Here is a 20042-nt window from a genome sequence, read left to right on the forward strand (position 1 = left end):
CTTCTTGGCGCATGGCTTGATCGTTATACCAATATGGGTATAGATTCGTTCGGCCATTCACAAGGAAGCCGAGCCATCAGTGAAGTCGTTGATCTGGATGGGCAGCAGCAAGAGGGATCTTCTGGATATGCCTGACGATGTCCAGGATGTGTTCGGCTTTGCCCTGCACCAGGCGCAGGAGGGCGGCAAGCATCCCCAGGCCAAGCCGATGAAAGGCTTCTCGGGGATCGGCGTGCTCTGCACTGCTTCCAGAAGAAATCGACCAAGGGCATAGAGACTCCGCAGCACGACCTGGAGCTGATCAGGAAAAGGCTGAAGGATGCGCAAGCCCATGCGAAGAGCGTAGAGAATGATTGAGTTCGAAGAAGGCAGCGGCAACGTCTATGCCGACCTCGGCAGGGCCGATGCAGGCGAGATGCAGGTCAAGGCCAGGCTGGCATCCAAGATCGGCAGCATCATCAAGGCCCGCCACTTGACCCAGACCCAGGCGGCGGAAATCCTCGGGCTCCCTCAACCCAAGGTTTCCGACATGTTGCGTGGGAAATTCAGAGGCATCAGCGAGGCCAAGATGATCGACTGCCTGGCCCGGCTCGGACGTGACGTGCAGATCGTGGTCAAGGCCGCACCCCGCTCACGCCGTGAGGGCCGGGTGGAAGTAGTCTTCGCCTGATCGAGCCCGCCCTCCGGCGGGCTTTTTCGTGTGTGGCCGCAGTGTCGGCCAGGCGCCGGTTATGGCCGCGCATTCATCGCGCGCAGAGTGATTGCCGGGGCTTTCCGGCGCACAGTAGGTTCGGGGTTGATCCGCGCCGCTTTGGCGCCGAACCGACTGGAGAACCGCCATGCCCGAGTACAAGGCACCCCTGCGCGACATGCGCTTCCTGATCGACGAAGTCTTCGACTTTGCCGGCCGCTACCAGGCCCTGGGGGCGACCGATGCCAGCCCGGATATGGTTTCCGCCATCCTCGAGGAGGGCGCCAAGTTCTGCGAGCAGGTGCTGGCCCCGCTGAACCGCTCCGGCGACGAGGAAGGCTGCCACTTCGACAACGGCGTGGTGACCACGCCCAAGGGCTTCAAGGAGGCCTTCGCGCAGTACGTCGAGGGCGGCTGGAACGGTGTGTCCTCCGACCCGGCCTACGGCGGCCAGGGCCTGCCGCATTCCCTCGGCCTGCTGGTCAGCGAGATGATCGGCGCGGCCAACTGCTCCTGGGCCATGTACCCCGGCCTGACCAAGGGCGCCATGGCCGCCATCCACGCCCACGGCAGCGCCGAGCAGAAGCAGGCCTACCTGCCGCGCATGACCGCCGGTACCTGGACCGGCACCATGTGCCTGACCGAACCGCACTGCGGCACCGACCTGGGCATCATCAAGACCCGCGCCGTGCCCAACGCCGACGGCAGCTACGCCATCAGTGGCACCAAGATCTTCATCTCCGCCGGCGAGCACGACCTGAGCGAGAACATCATCCACCTGGTGCTGGCCAAGCTGCCCGACGCGCCGGCCGGCACCAAGGGCATCTCGCTGTTCATCGTGCCCAAGTTCCTGCTCGACGCCAGCGGCGAGGCCGGGGTGCGCAACGCCGTGGCCTGCGGCTCCATCGAGCACAAGATGGGCATCAAGGCCTCGGCCACCTGCGTGATGAACTTCGACGGCGCCACCGGCTACCTGATCGGCGAGGCCAACAAGGGCCTGGCCTGCATGTTCACCATGATGAACCACGCGCGCCTGGGCACCGGCATGCAGGGCCTGTGTCTCGGCGAAGTGAGCTACCAGGGCGCCGTGAAGTACGCCCAGGAACGCCTGCAGATGCGCGCCCTGACCGGACCCAAGGCGCCGGACAAGCCGGCCGACCCGATCATCGTCCACCCCGACGTGCGGCGCATGTTGCTGACCATGAAGGCCTTCAACGAGGGCAACCGCGCCCTGGCCTACTTCACCGCGCAGTTGCTGGACATCGAGCACCTGTCCGACAACGCCGAGGAGCGCGAGCAGGCGGCCAACCTGCTGGCCTTCGTCACCCCGATCTGCAAGGCCTTCATGACCGACACCGGGCTGGAGGTGACCAACCACGGCATGCAGGTGTTCGGCGGCCACGGCTTCATTCGCGAATGGGGCATGGAGCAGCTGGTGCGCGACTGCCGCATCGCCCCGATCTACGAAGGCACCAACGGTATCCAGGCCCTGGACCTGCTGGGCCGCAAGGTGCTGGGCAGCCAGGGCAAGCTGCTGCTGGGCTTCACCAAGCTGGTCCACCAGCTGTGCCAGGCCAATGCCGAGCACCCGCAGCTCAAGGCCCAGGTGGCGCAGCTGGCGGCGCTGAACAAGCAGTGGGGCGAGCTGACCCAGAAGGTCGGCATGGCGGCCATGAAGAACCCCGACGAAGTCGGCGCGGCGGCGGTGGACTACCTGATGTTCTCCGGCTACGTCACCCTCGGCTACTTCTGGCTGCGCATGGCCCTGGTGGCCCGGCAGAAGCTGGAGGAGGGCGCCGCCGAGGCGGACTTCTACCAGGCCAAGCTGGCCACCGCGGACTTCTACTTCGCCCGCCTGCTGCCGCGCGCCGCGGCGCACCTGGCGGCGGTGGAGGCCGGCGGCGAGACGCTGATGCGCCTGTCCGCCGAGCAGTTCGCCCTCTGATCGCGGCGCCAGCGGCCCCGGTTGCCCCAGGGCGGCCGGGGCCGCTGGCTGTCCGGTGGATAAATATTGTGACCAATAATTAATTATTCGTTCACAACATGACGCTATGTCTCTGAAGTGTTTGCGGAGTAAGCTCCGCCGGCGTACCCTTGCGTACCTTCTATCCTGAATACCGCTGGCTGCTTGTTCAGCCGTTGTTTCGCTCGAGGATTCCCAACATGGCTGACTACAAAGCACCCCTGCGCGACATGCAATTCGTCCTCAACGAAGTCTTCGAGGTCAGTAAGCTCTGGGCCGAACTGCCCGGCCTGGCCGAGATCGTCGACGTCGATACCGCCGGCGCCATTCTCGAGGAAGCCGGCAAGGTCACCGCGGGCGTGATCGCCCCGCTCAACCGCAGCGGCGACGAGGAAGGCTGCAGCTGGAGCGCCGAGGGCGTGAAGACCCCGGCCGGCTTCCCCGAGGCCTACCGCACCTACGCCGAAGGCGGCTGGGTGGGCGTGGGCGGTTCGCCGGAGTTCGGCGGCATGGGCATGCCCAAGGTGATAGGCGCGCAGGTCGAGGAAATGGTCAACTCGGCCAACCTGTCCTTCGGCCTGTACCCGATGCTTACCGCCGGCGCCTGCCTGTCGCTGCTCAACCACGCCAGCGAAGAGCTCAAGGCCAAGTACCTGCCGAACATGTACGCCGGCACCTGGGCCGGTTCCATGTGCCTGACCGAGCCCCACGCCGGCACCGACCTGGGCATCATCCGCACCAAGGCCGAGCCCCAGGCCGACGGCAGCTACAAGGTCAGCGGCACCAAGATCTTCATCACCGGCGGCGAGCACGACCTGACCGAGAACATCGTCCACCTGGTGCTGGCCAAGCTGCCCGACGCGCCGGCCGGCTCCAAGGGCATCTCGCTGTTCCTGGTGCCCAAGGTGCTGGTCAACGAGGACGGCTCCCTGGGCGAGCGCAACGCCGTGTCCTGCGGCTCCATCGAACACAAGATGGGCATCAAGGCCTCGGCCACCTGCGTGATGAACTTCGACGGCGCCACCGGCTGGATCGTCGACGCGCCGAACAAGGGCCTGGCGGCCATGTTCACCATGATGAACTACGAGCGCCTGGGCGTCGGCATCCAAGGCCTGGCCACCGGCGAGCGCTCCTACCAGAGCGCCGTGGAATACGCCCGCGAGCGCATCCAGAGCCGCGCGCCGACCGGCCCGGTAGCCAAGGACAAGGCCGCCGACCCGATCATCGTGCACCCGGACGTGCGCCGCATGCTGCTGACCATGAAGGCGCTGAACGAGGGCGGCCGCGCCTTCTCCAGCTACGTCGCCATGCAGCTGGACACCGCCAAGTACAGCGAAGACACCGCCGTGCGCCAGCGCGCCGAGAGCCTGGTGGCGCTGCTGACCCCGGTGGCCAAGGCCTTCCTCACCGACATGGGCCTGGAAACCACCGTGCACGGCCAGCAGATCTTCGGCGGCCACGGCTTCATCCGTGAGTGGGGCCAGGAGCAACTGGTGCGCGACTGCCGCATCACCCAGATCTACGAAGGCACCAACGGCATCCAGGCGCTGGACCTGGTGGGCCGCAAGATCGTCGGCAGCGGTGGCGCCTTCGCCAAGCTGTTCAGCGACGAAATCCGCGCCTTCACCGCCTCGGCCGGCGCCGAGCTGGCCGAGTTCACCGGTCCGCTGAACGCCGCCGTGCAGAACCTGGAAGAACTGACCGCCTGGCTGCTGGACCGCGCCAAGGCCAACCCCAACGAGATCGGCGCGGCTTCGGTCGAATACCTGCACGTGTTCGGCTACACCGCCTACGCCTACATGTGGGCGCTGATGGCCCGCGCGGCGCTGGGCAAGGAAGGTCAGGACGACTTCTACGCCAGCAAGCTGGGCACTGCGCGCTTCTACTTCGCCCGCCTGCTGCCGCGCATCCACTCCCTGACCGCCTCGGTGAAAGCCGGCAGCGAGTCGCTGTACCTGCTCGACGCTGCGCAGTTCTAAGTCGCTCAGCCTGACAGGGCCCCGCTTCGGCGGGGCCTTGTCGTTTCAGGGGCGCAACGGTTTTGTAAGCCTAGGCTTACACGCCGTGGTGTCATTTGGCGTCTATCGGCTCGTCGGCGCGAGGGGTAATCTTCTTCTCAGTCAGGACATTGCGCAGGAAGCGCCGACGACAAAACGGAAAGAAAGGGATTCCACCACGGACGGTGGCCAGCACGGACGTCAGGATATCGGTCTGCAAAACCCCGCTCGCAAGGCGGGGTTTTCTTTTGCCTGCGATTTTTCCTGCCCGGCCAACTGTAGCGGGCCCTGCCCGCGATTCGCACGCAGGGCGCGCTCCTACAGGGGGACGGTGCGGGTGGGGCGGCGTAGGAGATCTCATCCGCGATCCGCGCCGGGACGCCCGGCTATCGCGGACAAGGTCCGCTCCTACGGGGGAGGAATACCGTGCCTCCCGGCAACCTGTAGGAGCGGGCCCTGCCCGCGACTCGCGCGCAGGGCGCGCTCCTACAAGGGGAATGGCGCGGATGAGATCCTACGCCCTCCGGCAAACACAACGCCCCGTAGGATGGTGTTGAGCGAAGCGATACCCATCGCCACGACCGCATGGGTTTCGCCAAGGCTCAACCCATCCTACGAAGAGCACTCTGGCGCGGCCTGCAAGACCGGTGCGCCTACGAAAAACTCTGCACCACGCCTTCCAGCAACGAGCGCAGCAGCTCCACGGTGCTGTGCTGGCGCTGCGCATCGCGGTAGACCAGCCCCACGCTCAGCGGAATGCGCGGCTCGCTCAACGGCTTCCACAGCAGGTCGCGGTTGCTGTGCAGTTGCCGCGCACGGCCCGGCAGCACCGTGGCGAAGCGGCTGTGGGGCAGGCTGTCGAGGATGCCGCTCATGTGGTTCAGCTCGGCCTGCACCCGCGGCCGGCGGCCGATGGCGGCCAGTTGTTCCTGCCAGATCTGCCGGGCGCGGAATTCCTCGCCGAGCAGCAGCATCGGCAGCTCCGCGGCCTGGGCCAGGGACACCTTCTTGAACTCGCGCAGCGGGTGGTCGGCGGGGATCACCAGTTGCAACTCGTCCGGGTACAGCTCCACACCGTGCAGCGCCGGCTGGCGCGGCGGCAGGAAGCCGATGCCGATGTCCAACTGCCCGGCCAGCAGCCGGCGTTCGATCTCCACCCCGGACAGCTCGTAGATGCGCACCTGCAAATGCGGCTGCGCGGCGTGCAGGCGCTCCACCAGATAGGGCACCAGGCTGGCGTTGACCGTCTGCAGCACGCCGATGGCCAGGCTGCGCGCGGCCTGGCCGCGGAAGCCGCGCAGGGCCTCGTGGGCGCGCTCCAGGCCTTCGAGCAGGGGCACGGCATGGTTGTACAGCGTGTGTGCCGCCACTGTCGGCACCAGGCGCTTGCCGACGCGCTGGAACAGGGCCACGTCCAGGCTCCGCTCCAGTTGGCGGATCTGCTGCGACAGCGCCGGCTGCGACAGGGCCAGGCGCTCGGCGGCGCGGCCGACGTGGCCTTCCTCGTAGAGCGCGACGAAATAGCGGAGCTGGCGGAAATCCATAAGCTTGGCTTATCAACGAAACTGGAAAATCGAAATGGATAGGAGCCTATCCGAGGCTCTAGTCTAGTGCCTGTCCGCTGCTGCAGACGGGTAGACAAAGGTGGAAGGCATCGTCATCCAGGGTGTTTTCATAGGCAAAGTCGAAGAGTGCTGGGGCGGCCTGGTCAGCGCCATCGACAAGCTGGAAAGCCGCGAAGAAGTCTGGCTGGGCAGCGAAGGCCTGCCCGGCGACGAACAGGCCGACCTGCGCCACCACGGCGGCCTCGACCGCGCGCTGCACCACTACCCGGCCGAGCACTACCGCCACTGGCGCAAGCAGCACCCGCAACAGCGCTGGCAGCAACCGGCCTTCGGCGAGAACCTCTCGACCTTCGGCGTCAGCGAGGCGGATGTGTGCATCGGCGACCTGTTCCGCTGGGGCGATGCGCTGATCGAGGTCAGCCAGCCGCGCTCGCCGTGCTACCGCCTGGGGCGCCGCTGGAACCTCCCGGAACTGCCGCTGGAGTTGCAGCAGCAGGGCCGCTGCGGCTGGTTCTACCGGGTGCGCCGCGCCGGCATGGTCAGCGCCGCCGCGCCGCTGGAGCTGGTGCAGCGGCACTACCCGCAGCTGAGCGTCGCCAGCCTGTTGCGCTGGTACTTCGGCGAACCGCTGGAGCGTTGCGGCCTGCGTCAGATGATGGCGTGCGACGCGCTCTCGCTGCGCTGGCGCAAGACCGCCGCGCAACGCCTGGCCAGTGGCGTGGTGGAAGACTGGACGGCCCGCCTGCAGGGCCCTGAATGCCTGGGCAGCGGCCCCGCCTGACGCGGCGGCTGCCCACAACCTGCCTCGCGCCCGCCCCCGGACGTCGTTTTGGTCCATCGGGGCGGCTTTTATTCCCGGCCGGGGCGTTCTGCCCCGGGACCGGCGGCGGCCTGCCGGCCGCATCGCGGATGAATCCGCTCCTACGCTGCACCAGCCATGGCGTAGCCCATGTAGGAGCGCGCCCTGCGCGCGAATCGCGGGCAGGGCCCGCTTACACCCTCAGGCGAACACGCACCGTAGGATGGGTTGAGCGGAGCGATACCCATCGCCAATGACCGCATGGGTTTCGCAGGCTCAACCCATCCTACGAGGGAAAGACAGGGCTTCAGAGTTCGATCTCGCCGCCCGCCAGCGCGCACAGCTCGGTGAAGTCGACGATCTCCGTCTCCCGCCCGTTGACCCGCAACAGGCCGTTCTTCTGCAGGCGGGTGAAGCTGCGCGACACGGTCTCCACCGCCAGCCCCAGGTAGTCGCCGATCTCGTGGCGCGACATGCTCAGGCGAAAGCGCAGGGCGGAGAAGCCGCGCTCGCGGAAGTGCGCGGAGATGTTCAGCAGGAAGGCGGCGATCCGCGAGTCGGCGTTGAGCCGCGAGAGCAGCAGCTTCATCTGCTGGTCCTCGCGGATCTTGCGGCTCATCATCAGCAGCAGCTGGTGCGACAGCCCGGGAATCTGCTGTGACAGCAGCTCCAGTTGGTCGAAGGGAATCTCGCTGCACAGGGTGCTTTCCAGGGCGATGGCCGACACCGGGTAGCGGCCCTCGTCCATGCCGGAGAAGCCGAAGATCTCGTTGGCGTAATAGAAGCCGGTGATCTTCTCCAGGCCCTGCTCGTTGGTGGTCACTGTCTTCAGCGAGCCGGACCGCACCAGGTAGACGTTGTGGAAGGCGTCGCCCTGGCGGAACAGGTGGTCGCCCTTGTGCAGCAGGTGGCCGGGCTTGATGAGGGCTTCCAGCTCCTGGAGCTTGTCGTCGCTGAGGGTGGGCGGTGCCAGTCGGCAATTCTTGCAATAAGGCTGCGGCTTCAGCATCCGATTCATCCGGTTATCCCCTGTACGCCCGACCGAACCGCGTCCGGCGGCCTTTTTATCTCCTAAGAACATAGCAACAGATGGGCGTCTGTCATCCCGCGCGCACGGTCCGGCTTCCCCCTGGCTGGGCTGCCGCGGGTCGCTGTGGATTTGTGCCGGGCTGGCTTCATGAAATTAGTTGTGTTAGTTTTCATGAAAAACAAACATGACAATTTCACGAGGCCGCCATGTTCCTGCAATCCAGCCAGCCCGTCGGCACCTACTACGCCGCCGCCAACCCGGAATTGCTGCAGCCCCGCGCGCAGCTGACGGATGCGCTGGAGGTCGAGGTGCTGGTGATCGGCGCCGGCTTCAGCGGCCTGCACACCGCGCTGCAACTGGCCGAAGGCGGCCGCCAGGTCTGCGTCATCGAGGCCAGCCGCATCGCCTGGGCGGCCTCCGGGCGCAACGGCGGCCAGGCGCTGCCGGGCTGGTCCAGCGACCTCGGGCCGATCGAGGCCGACCTCGGCCATGAAGGCGCCCTGCGCCTGTGGCAGGGCATGCTCTGGGCCGCGCGGGAAATGCGCGACCTGCCGCAGCGCCACGGCTTCGACTGCGACTACCGCGTCGGCCACCTGTGGACCGCCGTGTTGCCGCGCCGCGTCGGCATGCTCGAAGAGTGGCAGGGCGAGGCTGCGCGCCGCTGGGGCTACGAAGGCCTGCAGATGGTTTCCCGCGCCGAGCTGCCGCAGTGGATCGCCAGCGAACGCTACCTGGCCGGCCTGTACGACCCGAACTCCGCGCACCTCAACCCGCTGAAACTGGCCTACGGCCTCGCCGGCGCGCTGGAGAAGGCCGGCGGGCGCATCTTCGAGCAGACCCGCGCGCTGCGCTACAGCGAGCAGGGCAACGGCTATCTCGTCGAGACCGAGCACGGCAGCATCCGCTGCGCCGCCCTGGTGCTGGCCTGCAACGCCTACATCGACGGCCTGGACAAGGAAGTCTCCGCGCGCATCCTGCCGGTGGGCACCTACCAGGTCGCCACCGCGCCGCTGGGCGCGGAGCTTGCGCACTCGCTGCTGCCGAAGAACTGCTGCGTCACCGACAACCAGTTCGTCCTCGACTACTTCCGCCTCACCCCCGACCACCGCCTGCTGTTCGGCGGCGGCTGCACCTACCTGGGCGGAATGCCCTCGGACATCCGCGCCGCCACCCGGCCCTACGTCGAGCGGGTGTTCCCGCAACTGCGCGGGGTGGAGCTGGAATACGCCTGGGGCGGGCACATCGACTGCAGCATGCGGCGTACCCCGGACATCGGCCGCCGCGGCGACCTCTACTGGCTGCAGGGCTATTCCGGGCACGGCGTGCTGCCCAGCCTGGCCGCTGCCCACGCGGTCAGCCAGGCGATGCTGGGGCGCAGCGAGGAGCTCGACCTGTACCAGCGCCTGAGCAATCCCGGCTTCCCCGGCGGCCAGCGCTTCGCCGCGCCACTGGAAGCCGTCGGCAAAGCCTGGTATCGCTTGCGGGACTTCTTCTGAACCGAGCCGGACAGCGCCTATGCAAGAACACCAGAACGAACACCTCGCGACCCTCATCCGCGACCTGCGCAAGCACAAGAACCTGACCCTCGGCGCCCTGGCCGAGCGCATCGGCCGCTCGGTGGGCTTCCTCTCCCAGGTCGAGCGCGGCCTGTCGCGCCCCACCGTGGCCGACCTCACCGCCATCAGCGAAGCCCTCGGCGTGCCGACCACCTATTTCTACGCCGAAGGGCCGGCGCGCGAGCTGGCCTGGGTGACGCGCCCGGCCGACCGCCGCACGCTGTACTACGCCGGCGGCATCACCGACATCCTCGCCTCGCCGAACATGTCCGGTGGCTTCTCGATGCTCGACAGCATCCTCGCCCCCGGCGCCACCAGCGGCGAGGACCACCTCAACGACAGCTCCGAACAGGGCGGCTTCGTGCTGGAGGGCGAACTGACCCTCTGGTACCAGGACGAGACCGTCACCCTTTACCCCAACGACAGCTTCCAGCTGCCGCCGCACGCGAAATTCCGCTACGGCAACCTGACAGACAAACCAACGAGGGTGCTCTGGATCTTCACCTGAAGGCATCCGGCCGCGCCCGACACAGGCACCAAGAAGATGAACCGCCAAACCTTCCCCGACCTGCTCAGCGAAGTACGCGCCTTCCGCGCCCAGAACCCGGACGTGCGCTACGTCGACCTGATCTGCCTGGACATCCCCGGGCACTTCTACGGCAAGCGCTACCCGGTGGACATGCTGGAGAAAGTCGCCGCCGGCTCGCCCCTGAAGCTGCCGCAGAACTGCGTGCTGCTGGGCGTGCAGGGCGGCCTGCACCCGATCGGCGACTACTGCTTCAACGACGGCGACCCGGACGCGCCGCGCCGGCTGATCCCCGGCACGCTCAAGCCGGTGCGCTGGGAGAGCCAGCCGCTGGGGCAGATGATCATCAGCTCCGACGGCACCGAGGCGCCCATCGAGTTCGAACCGCGGGAAGTGCTGGCGCGCGTGCTCAAGCGCCTGGAAGGCAAGGGCATCCGCCCGGTGGTGGCCTTCGAGCTGGAGTTCTACCTGTTCGACAGGAAGCTCAAGGACGGCCTGCCGCAGTACCCGCGCGACCCGCTGTGCGACGACGAGGACGACCAGCCGAACATGCACATCGAGCGCCTGTCGCGCTTCTCCGATGTGCTGCATGAAATCGTCGAAGCCTCGCGCGAGCAGGGCGTGGACGCCAACGTCATCACCGCCGAGATCGGCCCGGGCCAGTTCGAGATCAACTTCGCCCACTGCGAGGACGGCCTGCACGCCGCCGACCAGGCCGCGCTGTTCACCCGCGCCACCCGTGGCGTGGCGCTTAAGCACGGGCACCGCGCCAGCTTCATGAGCAAGCCCTACCTGCACGCGCCGGGCAGCGGCATGCACGTCCACGTCAGCCTGTACGACCGCGACGGCCGCAACCTGCTCGACGGCGAGGGCCAGCGTCCGCTGCGCCACGCCGTGGCCGGCTGCCTGGAACTGCTGCCGCACTGCATGCCGATCTTCGCCGCCAACCACAACGCCTACCGCCGCTACGGCTCCCGGGTGAACGCGGCGAGCAAGGCTAGCTGGGGCTTCGAAGACCGCGACGCGTGCATCCGCATCCCCGAGTCCGACGGCCGGAACCTGCGCATCGAGCACCGCCTGGCTGGCGCAGATGCCAACCCTTACCTGGTGCTGGCGGCCATTCTCACCGGCATGGAATACGGCCTGGAAGCGGGCAAGGAGCCCATCGCCCCGCTGAACGAAGACCGCGACAGCGGCATCGACTTCCCCCGCGACATGCTCGGCGCGGTGGCGGCCATGGAGAACCACCCGATAGTGAAGGAAGGGCTCGGCAGCGAGTTCGTCTTCGTCTACTGCGAGAACAAGCGCCACGACCATCTGGAATTCATGGACGAAGTCAGTGCGCGCGAATACCGCTGGTTCCTGTAGGAACCGGTATTCAAGGAAGCGGCGGGGAGGGTAGCCCCGCCGCGGCGTCCGCCGTTTGGGTGGACGCAAGGCATGGAATGCCTGGAGGGAAAGCCGCGCTGCCGGGCGGGTAGCCCCCTCGACGAGGGCGGTAGCGCGGTTCGCGCCGCAAGGGCGCGGGTGTCGCTGGCGGCGGCCGGGTAGGGCCGCCGCCGTCGCATCAGCCGATGGTCATCAGGCTGGCGTTGCCGCCGGCGGCCGCGGTGTTCACGCTCAGGGCGTGCTCCACCAGCAGGCGTTCCAGCGGTACGTCGGTTTCACCCTTGCCCAGGCCGTGCACGCCGACGATGGCGCCCTTGCGCTTGGCAGCCTGTTCGCACACCTCGCGCAGCTGGTCGGAATCGCCGTGGTGCAGGATGGCGTCGAAGGCGGCTTCGGCGGCGGTCCAGTCGTTGACCAGTTCGATACGCTTCTGCACTTCCTTCGGCAGGCTGTCGCGCAGCTCGCGCTGGCTTGCCGGCCATACCGCCAGGCTGCCCACCGCCAGGGTGGCGGCCAGTTGCACCAGCAGGTCGGCACGCTCCTCGGCAATGTTCAGCACGTGCTCGCGCGGCAGCAGGGTGTAGGTGTTGCGCTCGCCGGTCGGGCCGGTCAGCACGTGGCAGGCGTAGCTCTGCGCCAGGCTGGCGAACTCGTCCGCCACCTTCGCCAGTTCCGGCTCCTGCTTGGCCGCCCAGTCGCGCAGGGCTTGCAGGGCCTTCTCGCGCTCAGCCGGGCGCGGCAGGGCCTGCACGTTGTCGCCGGCCAACTGCCTGGCCACCGCATCGCGCGGGCGGGTCGACAGCAGGCGGAACAGGTACAGCGGGCCGCCGGCCTTCGGCCCGGTGCCGGACAGGCCTTCGCCGCCGAAGGGCTGCACGCCGACCACGGCGCCGACGATGTTGCGGTTCACGTACAGGTTGCCGACGTGGGCGTTGCCCACCACCTGGCTGATGGTCTCGTCGATGCGGGTGTGCACGCCGAGGGTCAGGCCGTAGCCGGAGGCGTTGATCTGCGCCAGCAGCTGGTCCAGGTCGGAGCGCTCGTAGCGCACCAGGTGCAGCACCGGGCCGAAGATTTCGCGCTTGAGCTCGTCGAAGCTGTCCAGCTCGATCAGCGTCGGCACCACGAAGGTGCCGCGCTTGAGCGCGTCGCCGTTCACCCGCGCGGCCTGGAAGACCTTGCGGCCCTTGTCGCGCATGGCCTGGATGTGGCGGTCTATGTTGCCCTTGGCCTCGGCGTCGATCACCGGGCCGATGTCCACGTTCAGGTGCTCCGGCGAGCCGATTGTGTATTCGGCCATGGCGCCCTTGAGCATCTGCACCACGCGGTCGGCCACGTCGGCCTGCACGCACAGTACGCGCAGGGCCGAGCAGCGCTGGCCGGCGCTGTCGAAGGCGGAGTTGATCACGTCCACCACCACCTGCTCGGCCAGCGCCGAGGAGTCGACGATCATCGCGTTCATCCCGCCGGTCTCGGCGATCAGCGGAATGGCGCGGCCCTGGGCATCCAGGCGGCCGGCGATGTTGCGCTGGAGGATGCCGGCCACCTCGGTGGAGCCAGTGAACATCACGCCGCGCACGCGTTCGTCGCCGACCAGGCGGGCGCCAACGGTTTCGCCGCGGCCCGGCAGCAGCTGCAGCACGCCGGCCGGCACGCCGGCTTCGAGCAGGATGCGCACGGCCTGGGCGGCGATCAGCGGGGTCTGCTCGGCCGGCTTGGCCAGCACGGTGTTGCCGGCGGCCAGGGCGGCGGCCACCTGGCCGCTGAAGATCGCCAGCGGGAAGTTCCACGGGCTGATGCACACCACCGGGCCCAGCGGGCGGTGGCTGTCGTTGGAGAAGGTACGGGCCTGGGCCGCGTAGTAGCGCAGGAAGTCCACTGCCTCGCGCACCTCGGCGATGGCGTTGGCGAAGGTCTTGCCGGATTCGCGCACCAGCAGGCCCATCAACTGCTGCATCTCGCCTTCCATCTGGTCGGCGGCACGCTCCAGCACGGCGGCGCGCTCTTCCGGCAGGGTGGACTGCCAGATCGGCCCGCTGGCCTGGGCGCTGAGCAGGGCGTTGTTCACATCCGCCTCGCTGGCCTCGTGTACCTGGCCGACGATGTCGCGGTGGTCGGCCGGGTTCTTCACCGGCTCGGCCGCGGCGGGCGCCGGGGCTTCGCCGCCGAGCACCGGCTGGGCGACGTAGGCCTGGTTGGTGCTGGTCAGCAGCGCCGAGGAGAGCGAGCCCAGGCGGTGTTCGTTGGCCAGGTCCAGGCCGGCGGAGTTGGCCCGGCCTTCGCCGTAGAGGTCACGCGGCAGCGGGATGCGCGGGTGCGGCAGGCCGAGGGTGCCTTCCTGGGCGGCCATCTGCTCGACCTGCTGCACCGGGTCGGTCACCAGGTCCTGCAGGGAGATGCTGTGGTCGGCGATGCGGTTGACGAAGCTGGTGTTGGCGCCGTTTTCCAGCAGGCGGCGCACCAGGTAGGCCAGCAGCGTCTCGTGGCTGCCCACCGGGGCGTAGATGCGGCATGGGCGGTTGAACTTGCCGTCGGCGACCTTGCCCACCACCTGCTCGTACAGCGGCTCGCCCATGCCGTGCAGGCACTGGAACTCGTACTGGCCGGGGTAGTAGTTCTGCCCGGCGATCTGGTAGATGGCCGACAGCGAATGGGCGTTGTGGGTGGCGAACTGCGGGTAGATGGCCTCCGGCACCGCCAGCAGCTTGCGCGCGCAGGCGATGTAGGAAACGTCGGTGTAGGGCTTGCGGGTGTAGACCGGGTAGCCCTCCAGGCCGTTGACCTGGGCCAGCTTGATCTCGCTGTCCCAGTAGGCGCCCTTCACCAGGCGGATCATCAGGCGGTGGCGGCTGCGCTTGGCCAGGTCGATCACGTAGTCGATCACGTAAGGGCAGCGCTTCTGGTAGGCCTGGATGACGAAGCCGATGCCGTTCCAGCCGCTCAGCGACGGCTCGAAGCATAGGCGCTCCAGCAGGTCGAGGGAGATTTCCAGGCGGTCGGCTTCCTCGGCGTCGATGTTGATGCCGATGTCGTACTGCTTGGCCATCTGCGTCAGGCCCAGCAGGGTCGGGTACAGCTCGTCCATCACCCGGTCGTACTGCGCGCGGCTGTAGCGCGGGTGCAGCGCCGAGAGCTTGATGGAGATGCCCGGGCCTTCGTAGATGCCGCGGCCGTGGGAGGCTTTGCCGATGGCGTGGATGGCCTGCTCGTAGGAGGCCAGGTAGCGCTTGGCGTCCTCGTCGGTGAGTGCGGCTTCGCCGAGCATGTCGTAGGAATAGCGGAAGCCGCGGCTTTCCATGTTCGCGGCGTTGGCCAGGGCCTCGCCGATGGTCTCGCCGGTGACGAACTGCTCGCCCATCAGGCGCATGGCCATGTCCACGCCCTTGCGGATCAGCGGCTCGCCACTCTTGCCGATGATGCGGTTGAGCGAGGAGGTCATGCCCGCTTCGGTGTGGGTGGACACCAGCTTGCCGGTGATCAGCAGGCCCCAGGAGGCGGCGTTGACGAACATCGACGGGCTCTGGCCCAGGTGCTGGCTCCAGTTGCCGTTGCTGATCTTGTCGCGGATCAGCGCGTCGCGGGTGGCCTTGTCCGGAATGCGCAGCAGCGCCTCGGCCAGGCACATCAGCGCCACGCCCTCCTGGGACGACAGCGAGAACTCCTGCAGCAGGCCCTGCACCAGGCCCTGGCGGCCGCCGGCGCTCTTCTGGTTGCGCAGCTTCTCGGCGATGCCCAGGGCCATCTTGTTGGCGGCCTCGGCCTTGTCCTGCGGCAGGCGGGCCTGCTCCAGCAGCATCGGCAGCGCTTCGGTTTCCGGGCGGCGGTAGGCGGAGGTGATGGCGGCGCGCAGCACCGACTGCGGCAGGATGCTTTCGGCGAAGTCCAGGAACACCTGCAGGCCCTGCTCGTTCAGCGCCTCCAGCGATTCCTCGCCGGCCGCGGCGGCCAGGCCGGACTGCGCGGCGGGGGAGAGACCACCCTCGATCTGCTCCAGATAGTTGAAGATCGCCTGCTTGATGATCCAGTGCGGCGTGCGCTCGATGGCTTGGGCGGCTTGCTTCAGACGTTCACGGGTGGCGTCGTCCAGCTTCACGCCAAGGGTGGTGGTGGCCATGGTTGTACCTGTTATTGAAAGTGGGCACGGCGGAAATGTGGCGAGAATTTAAACGCCGGACGACAAAGGTGCAACCAGGTGCAACCAGCCATTGGTCGAACTCGACGGACTGTGTAGAAAGGTGACCCTGCCGGCGGATGCAGCGGATGCCCGGCGATCGCTGCAAGAAGCGGACCTTGCCTTGCATTTTAGGAGAGCGGGCATCTGCGCGCTGGGGCGGGAGCGGGGTTGCACCTTTTCGGTACGCAGCGGCCTGGTCCTGCCCGCAACCATGGCCCGCAAAAGGATTGAACGCCAGCGAAGCGGCCGTGGTCGATGCTGGTGTCAGTAGCCACAGTTACAAGGAGCACCCGCCATGGACCTGATCCGCATCCTCATCGCCATCATCCTCCCGCCCCTGGGCGTGTTCCTCCAGGTCGGCTTCGGCGGGGCGTTCTGGCTGAACATCCTGCTGACGCTGCTGGGGTACATCCCGGGCATCGTGCATGCGGTTTACATCATTGCGAAGCGGTGAGGGCTGCTGCATGGCCGGGGTGTCGCCGCCGGGGTGGCGTTCGGTAGCCCTCTCCCTAACCCTCGGCTGCGCGCCCCGCCCTGAAGGGAGAGGGGACCGTTGGGCAGACGCTGGCGCTCTGGAGTCAGCCGGCAACACCGAAAGTTACCGACTGAAGCCGGTCCCCCTCTCGGCACGAACAAGCCCCTCTCCCTTCAGGGAGAGGGCTGGGGAGAGGGAACCCAAACCACCGACGGCACCAGAGCCAACCTTGACCTCGTAGGATGGCGTTGAGCGCAGCGATACCCATCACCATGCATACCACCCAACCCTACGACTCCCGCCGAACCTCCCGCTCCATCAACCCCACCGCATCCCCAAACCGCACCCACAATTTCCCCTGCCAATCCAGCACGCTCAACTGCTGCCCCTGCACCCGCTTCACCCTTCGCCGCGGCAAATCCGGATCACCCTGCCGCGCATCCCGCAGCGCCGGCACCACCTCATTGCTCAACTACTGCCGCAAGCCCCGGTTCTCCGGGTGATAGAAATGCACCATCAGCAGCGCATACACGCCGCTCTCGCTGACCAGCCACTCACGCGTCACCTCGCCGCCGGCCACCTGCAGGCACTCGAACCGCTGCTGATCGGCGTCCAGTTTGTGGATAACCCGCGTGGACACATGGCTGTTGGTCAACCGCGCCAGGTCACGCCCGACGAACCACGCCTGGTTCTCGATCAGCACCGCCCGCAGGGGCCGTCGATGGCGCAGGAAAACCGAAGGGACGAGAACGGAATCGGAAGTAGAAGAAAGGGTCATGCTGTCGCTCCTTGCTGCATCGAAGAAGCCGCCACCCAGGCAATCCGGAGAAGGGAGGCGGACCGTGCAAGGGTGGAATCCCGGAAGCAACCAACCGGTCGGGCAAAAGCCCGCCTCGCACGGCCCGCCATAGACAGCCGAAGATCGTTCGGTGAACGCCGAAGAACTCCGCTATGGCGTGTATTGCGATGGTTGCTAGCAGGATTCCACACCTGGCCACGTCTGATCCGTGGCAGGTGGAACGCTACGCAGCCGTCTTGTAAGACGGCAACGCCAATGCCTCGCAGGAAACTTCCCTGTTTTCAGCTCCCGCCAACCCCCTCGCACCGTCCAAAGCCTCGGCGCTCTTCAATTGCGGCGGAGCGCCTGACGGCAAGGTCGAAATTCGGGTGTGTAGTGTGTGTAGATAATCACGGTCTTGGTGTGTAGCATACACAACAAGGCTGGGCGGAGGGACGATGCGCAGTCGAGAAATCATGGAGTTGATCCGGGCGGATGGCTGGTTCCTGGTTGAGGTGAAAGGCAGTCATCACCAGTTCCGGCATTTCACCAAGAAGGGGCGGGTGACGGTTCCCCACCCCAGGAGCAACCTGCCGATCGGGACCGTGAACAGCATTCTGCGCCAGGCCGGCCTGCGATGAGTCGGCCGTCAGCCCAGGAGGAGGGCATCAACATGAAATTCCCCGTGGTTCTGCACAAGGACGCCGACTCGGATTACGGCGTGACCATCCCTGACGTGCCTGGCTGCTTCTCCGCCGGCGGCACCGTCAGCCAGGCGCTGGAAAACGTCCAGGAAGCCCTGGCCCTGCACTTCGAAGGCCTGGTGGCCGACGGCGAGACGCTCCCGCAAGCCCAGGAAGTGGACACCCACATGGGCAACCCCGACTACGCCGGCGGTGTCTGGGCGGTGGTCGACTTCGACGTCACCCCCTACCTGGGCAAGGCCGTGCGCTTCAACGCCAGCCTCCCGGAAAACCTCCTGCAACGCATCGACGAACGCGTGAAGCGCGACCATCGCTACGCCTCCCGCTCCGGCTTCCTGGCTACCGCCGCGCTGCGTGAGTTGTCTTCGAGCTGAGCCAGACGCTGCGCAATCAGGTGGCTTTTCGCGGGGCGCGAAGAGTGCATGGCAAGCCCTTTTGGGAGGGTGAGCCGAATAAACAGATTATTCGGCTCATTTCATGAATCGATTGTGCGAGCTATCCAGAGATGCTGGAGGTACCGCCATGACCATCACAACCCTATCCAGTCGAGAACTTAACCAGGATGTTACCCGCGCAAAGAAGGCGGCCAAGCAGGGGCCGGTGTTCATCACGGATCGCGGCAAGCCCGCTCATGTGTTGTTGAGCATCGAGGAATACCAGCGGCTTACGAAGCAGCGCCGCAACATTGCCGACTCTCTGGCTATGCCGGACGTTGCGGATATCGAGTTTGAAGCACCACGTGTGACCATCGGCACCCAACCGGCTGACTTCTCATGATGTGCGTTCTCGACACCAATGTGGTGTCTGAACTGCGAAAGGTTCGGGCCGGCAAAGCTGACCCGAACGTTGCGGCATGGAGTGAAAGCGTCGATGCCGCCGAGCTTTTCATGTCTGCCATCGCCATCATGGAACTGAAGCTCGGTGTTCTGCCGATTGAGCGAAAAGACGCCACCCAAGGGGCCTTGCTGCGTGCGTGGCTGGAGCAACATTGTTGCCGGAGTTCTCTGGACGAACATTGCCAATCGATACAGCGGTGGCGCAACGCTGCGCCCGGCTGCACGTGCCCGACAAGCGAGGCGAGCGTGACGCGCTCATTGCCGCGACGGCCCTTGTTCATGGCATGACGGTAGTCACTCGCAATGTGGCTGATTTCGAAGCGACAGGAGTGCCTATCCTCAATCCGTGGGAAGCGATGCAATAGAGGCTTATTTTCTTACAGGCAAGGACGAGGCAGGCCAATTGATCTGGTAGCGAGTGCTGCGCCCGCCGCCTGGCAGGCGGACCAGGCAACCCTTGTCGAGCAGGTCGCCCAGATGGCGGGTTGCGGTTGCCTTGGAAACCTTCGCCACGGCCTGGTACTGGGCGGCGCTGATGCCTTGCTCGAACCCGCCGCGCTCGCCCAGCAGATCGCCATCGAGCAGGCGGTTGAGCACCTTCAGCTGTTCGGCTGAAAGCGCCTGCTCGCGGTGCGCCTGCCAGAAGCGCGCCTTGCCCAGAACCCGGTCGATACGTGCCAGCGCCTGCTCCAGGCTTTTCAGCAGGGTGGCCAGGAACCACTCCAGCCAGGCGGTGATATCGAGCGAAGCCTTCTGGCTGCTTTCCAGTATCCGGTAGTAGCCGCGCCTATCCTCGAGAATGCTGGCGGACATGGCATAGAAGCGGATAGCCTGCTGCTCGCCTTGAGCCAGGGCCAGGTCGGTGATGGCGCGAGTCAGCCGCCCGTTACCATCATCGAAGGGATGCAGGGTCACGAACCAGAAGTGCGCGATGCCGGCTCGCAGCAGTGGGTCCAGAGCGGCATCGGCGCGGCTGCTGGCGAACCAGTCGAGAAAGGCCAGAAGCTGCACTTCCAGCCCCGCGCGTGGCGGTGCCTCGAAATGCACCGTGGGCCGGTCGAGCCGGCCAGAGACCACCTGCATTGGCTCGTCGCCCCGCAGATCGCCGACGTGGATTCGAGCATGTGGAGAGGTGTCGCTCAGTGGAAAAAGCAGGCGGTGCCAATGCAGCAGGCGCTCCAGCGTCAGCGGCTGGGCATGGCCGCGCGTGGCATCCAGCATCAACTCGGCCAGGCCCTCAGAGCGCGGCGTACCGCGCCCGCCACTCTCCAGGCCCAGCCGCCGCGCCAGAGAGGAACGTACTGACTCGACATTCAACTGCTCGCCCTCGATGGCGGAACTGGTGACGATGTTCTGCAACAAGGCATCCAGCGCATTCTCCGCATCACTGCCGGCATCGATCGTCCCAGCCATGCCCAGCAGACGCCCCTGGGCCTGGGCGCAACTGCGTAGTAGCGGCGCGAGACGCTCGGCCTGCCAGCGGAAATCCGGCCAGTCAGGCTGCTGCCAGATCCAGAGGGGCTCGTTCATGGCAAGTCTTCCAGGGGCGGTGAGCCGAA

General features: G+C 66.6%; 17 protein-coding genes and 1 pseudogene. 13 read left to right on the plus strand and 5 right to left on the minus strand.

Translation table 11 applies throughout. The features are described 5' to 3' along the window. The first annotated feature begins 79 nt into the window (after positions 1-79). The 4 genes from QSJ95_RS05630 to QSJ95_RS05645 all read left to right on the plus strand — a co-directional run bounded on the left by QSJ95_RS05630 (position 80) and on the right by QSJ95_RS05645 (position 4633). The gene (locus tag QSJ95_RS05630; protein WP_285640694.1) at positions 80-274 is read left to right on the plus strand and encodes a hypothetical protein; all 195 of its coding nucleotides are present in this window, start codon (positions 80-82) and stop codon (positions 272-274) included. Positions 275-349: 75 nt separating this feature from the next. After that, entirely contained in the window at positions 350-670 is a 321-nt protein-coding gene (locus QSJ95_RS05635) for a helix-turn-helix domain-containing protein (RefSeq protein WP_043269347.1), read from the plus strand. A 169-nt stretch (positions 671-839) separates the two neighbouring features. After that, positions 840-2636: an acyl-CoA dehydrogenase C-terminal domain-containing protein gene (locus QSJ95_RS05640; RefSeq protein ID WP_285640698.1), complete on the plus strand. Its 1797-nt coding sequence runs from the start codon at positions 840-842 to the stop codon at positions 2634-2636. Between the two features lie 218 nt (positions 2637-2854). Then, positions 2855-4633 (plus strand): acyl-CoA dehydrogenase C-terminal domain-containing protein, encoded by a 1779-nt coding sequence (locus QSJ95_RS05645; RefSeq protein WP_043319192.1) that lies wholly within the window; start codon positions 2855-2857, stop codon positions 4631-4633. Between the two features lie 671 nt (positions 4634-5304). Here the strand turns inward: QSJ95_RS05645 and QSJ95_RS05650 are convergent. Beyond that, the gene (locus QSJ95_RS05650; protein ID WP_043319194.1) at positions 5305-6195 is read right to left on the minus strand and encodes a LysR family transcriptional regulator; all 891 of its coding nucleotides are present in this window, start codon (positions 6193-6195) and stop codon (positions 5305-5307) included. A 100-nt stretch (positions 6196-6295) separates the two neighbouring features. On the opposite strand from QSJ95_RS05650, the gene QSJ95_RS05655 reads away from it, so the two are divergent. Beyond that, positions 6296-6997, plus strand: coding sequence for an MOSC domain-containing protein (locus tag QSJ95_RS05655; protein ID WP_043319196.1), 702 nt, complete (start codon positions 6296-6298; stop codon positions 6995-6997). A gap of 325 nt (positions 6998-7322) precedes the next feature. Here QSJ95_RS05655 and QSJ95_RS05660 read toward each other — a convergent pair whose 3' ends face one another. Continuing rightward, on the minus strand, positions 7323-8024 hold the full coding sequence (locus QSJ95_RS05660; RefSeq protein ID WP_009615508.1) for a transcriptional regulator FNR: 702 nt from the start codon (positions 8022-8024) through the stop codon (positions 7323-7325). Positions 8025-8251: 227 nt separating this feature from the next. Between QSJ95_RS05660 and QSJ95_RS05665 the strand changes: the two genes are divergently transcribed. Genes QSJ95_RS05665 through QSJ95_RS05675 form a run of 3 tightly spaced genes read left to right on the plus strand, consistent with a single transcriptional unit; the run spans position 8252 to position 11495 of the window. Beyond that, a complete protein-coding gene (locus QSJ95_RS05665) occupies positions 8252-9541 on the plus strand; it encodes an NAD(P)/FAD-dependent oxidoreductase (RefSeq protein WP_009615510.1) in 1290 nt (429 codons plus the stop codon). Between the two features lie 19 nt (positions 9542-9560). Continuing rightward, positions 9561-10109 carry a helix-turn-helix domain-containing protein gene (locus tag QSJ95_RS05670; protein ID WP_043319201.1) on the plus strand — a complete coding sequence of 183 codons (549 nt, stop codon included), beginning with the start codon at positions 9561-9563 and terminating at the stop codon, positions 10107-10109. Positions 10110-10145: 36 nt separating this feature from the next. Continuing rightward, positions 10146-11495: a glutamine synthetase family protein gene (locus tag QSJ95_RS05675; protein ID WP_043319203.1), complete on the plus strand. Its 1350-nt coding sequence runs from the start codon at positions 10146-10148 to the stop codon at positions 11493-11495. A gap of 199 nt (positions 11496-11694) precedes the next feature. On the opposite strand, the gene putA is transcribed toward QSJ95_RS05675, so the two are convergent. Further along, positions 11695-15630 (minus strand): trifunctional transcriptional regulator/proline dehydrogenase/L-glutamate gamma-semialdehyde dehydrogenase, encoded by a 3936-nt coding sequence (gene putA, locus QSJ95_RS05680; RefSeq protein WP_285640703.1) that lies wholly within the window; start codon positions 15628-15630, stop codon positions 11695-11697. 355 nt (positions 15631-15985) lie between these two features. Between putA and QSJ95_RS05685 the strand changes: the two genes are divergently transcribed. Further along, complete coding sequence (locus QSJ95_RS05685; protein WP_009615518.1) at positions 15986-16144, plus strand: YqaE/Pmp3 family membrane protein; 159 nt, start codon at positions 15986-15988, stop codon at positions 16142-16144. A gap of 493 nt (positions 16145-16637) precedes the next feature. On the opposite strand, the gene QSJ95_RS05690 is transcribed toward QSJ95_RS05685, so the two are convergent. Then, complete coding sequence (locus tag QSJ95_RS05690; RefSeq protein ID WP_285640711.1) at positions 16638-16943, minus strand: BRO-N domain-containing protein; 306 nt, start codon at positions 16941-16943, stop codon at positions 16638-16640. Positions 16944-17401: 458 nt separating this feature from the next. On the opposite strand from QSJ95_RS05690, the gene QSJ95_RS05695 reads away from it, so the two are divergent. The 4 genes and pseudogenes from QSJ95_RS05695 to QSJ95_RS05710 all read left to right on the plus strand — a co-directional run bounded on the left by QSJ95_RS05695 (position 17402) and on the right by QSJ95_RS05710 (position 18848). Next, a complete protein-coding gene (locus QSJ95_RS05695; protein WP_009615522.1) occupies positions 17402-17584 on the plus strand; it encodes a type II toxin-antitoxin system HicA family toxin in 183 nt (60 codons plus the stop codon). A gap of 32 nt (positions 17585-17616) precedes the next feature. Further along, positions 17617-18021 (plus strand): type II toxin-antitoxin system HicB family antitoxin, encoded by a 405-nt coding sequence (locus QSJ95_RS05700; RefSeq protein ID WP_043319209.1) that lies wholly within the window; start codon positions 17617-17619, stop codon positions 18019-18021. 148 nt (positions 18022-18169) lie between these two features. Next, on the plus strand, positions 18170-18424 hold the full coding sequence (locus QSJ95_RS05705; protein WP_043270302.1) for a type II toxin-antitoxin system Phd/YefM family antitoxin: 255 nt from the start codon (positions 18170-18172) through the stop codon (positions 18422-18424). Next, a pseudogene (locus QSJ95_RS05710) lies at positions 18424-18848 on the plus strand (type II toxin-antitoxin system VapC family toxin). The gene QSJ95_RS05705 and the pseudogene QSJ95_RS05710 overlap by 1 nt, the downstream one beginning before the upstream one ends. Before the next feature lie 4 nt (positions 18849-18852). Here QSJ95_RS05710 and QSJ95_RS05715 read toward each other — a convergent pair. Next, positions 18853-20013, minus strand: coding sequence for a Fic family protein (locus QSJ95_RS05715; RefSeq protein ID WP_285640715.1), 1161 nt, complete (start codon positions 20011-20013; stop codon positions 18853-18855). Between the last annotated feature and the right edge of the window lie 29 nt (positions 20014-20042).

The sequence above is a fragment of the Pseudomonas sp. NBRC 100443 genome, assembly GCF_030268185.1.
Taxonomy (GTDB): Bacteria; Pseudomonadota; Gammaproteobacteria; order Pseudomonadales; family Pseudomonadaceae; genus Pseudomonas; species Pseudomonas citronellolis.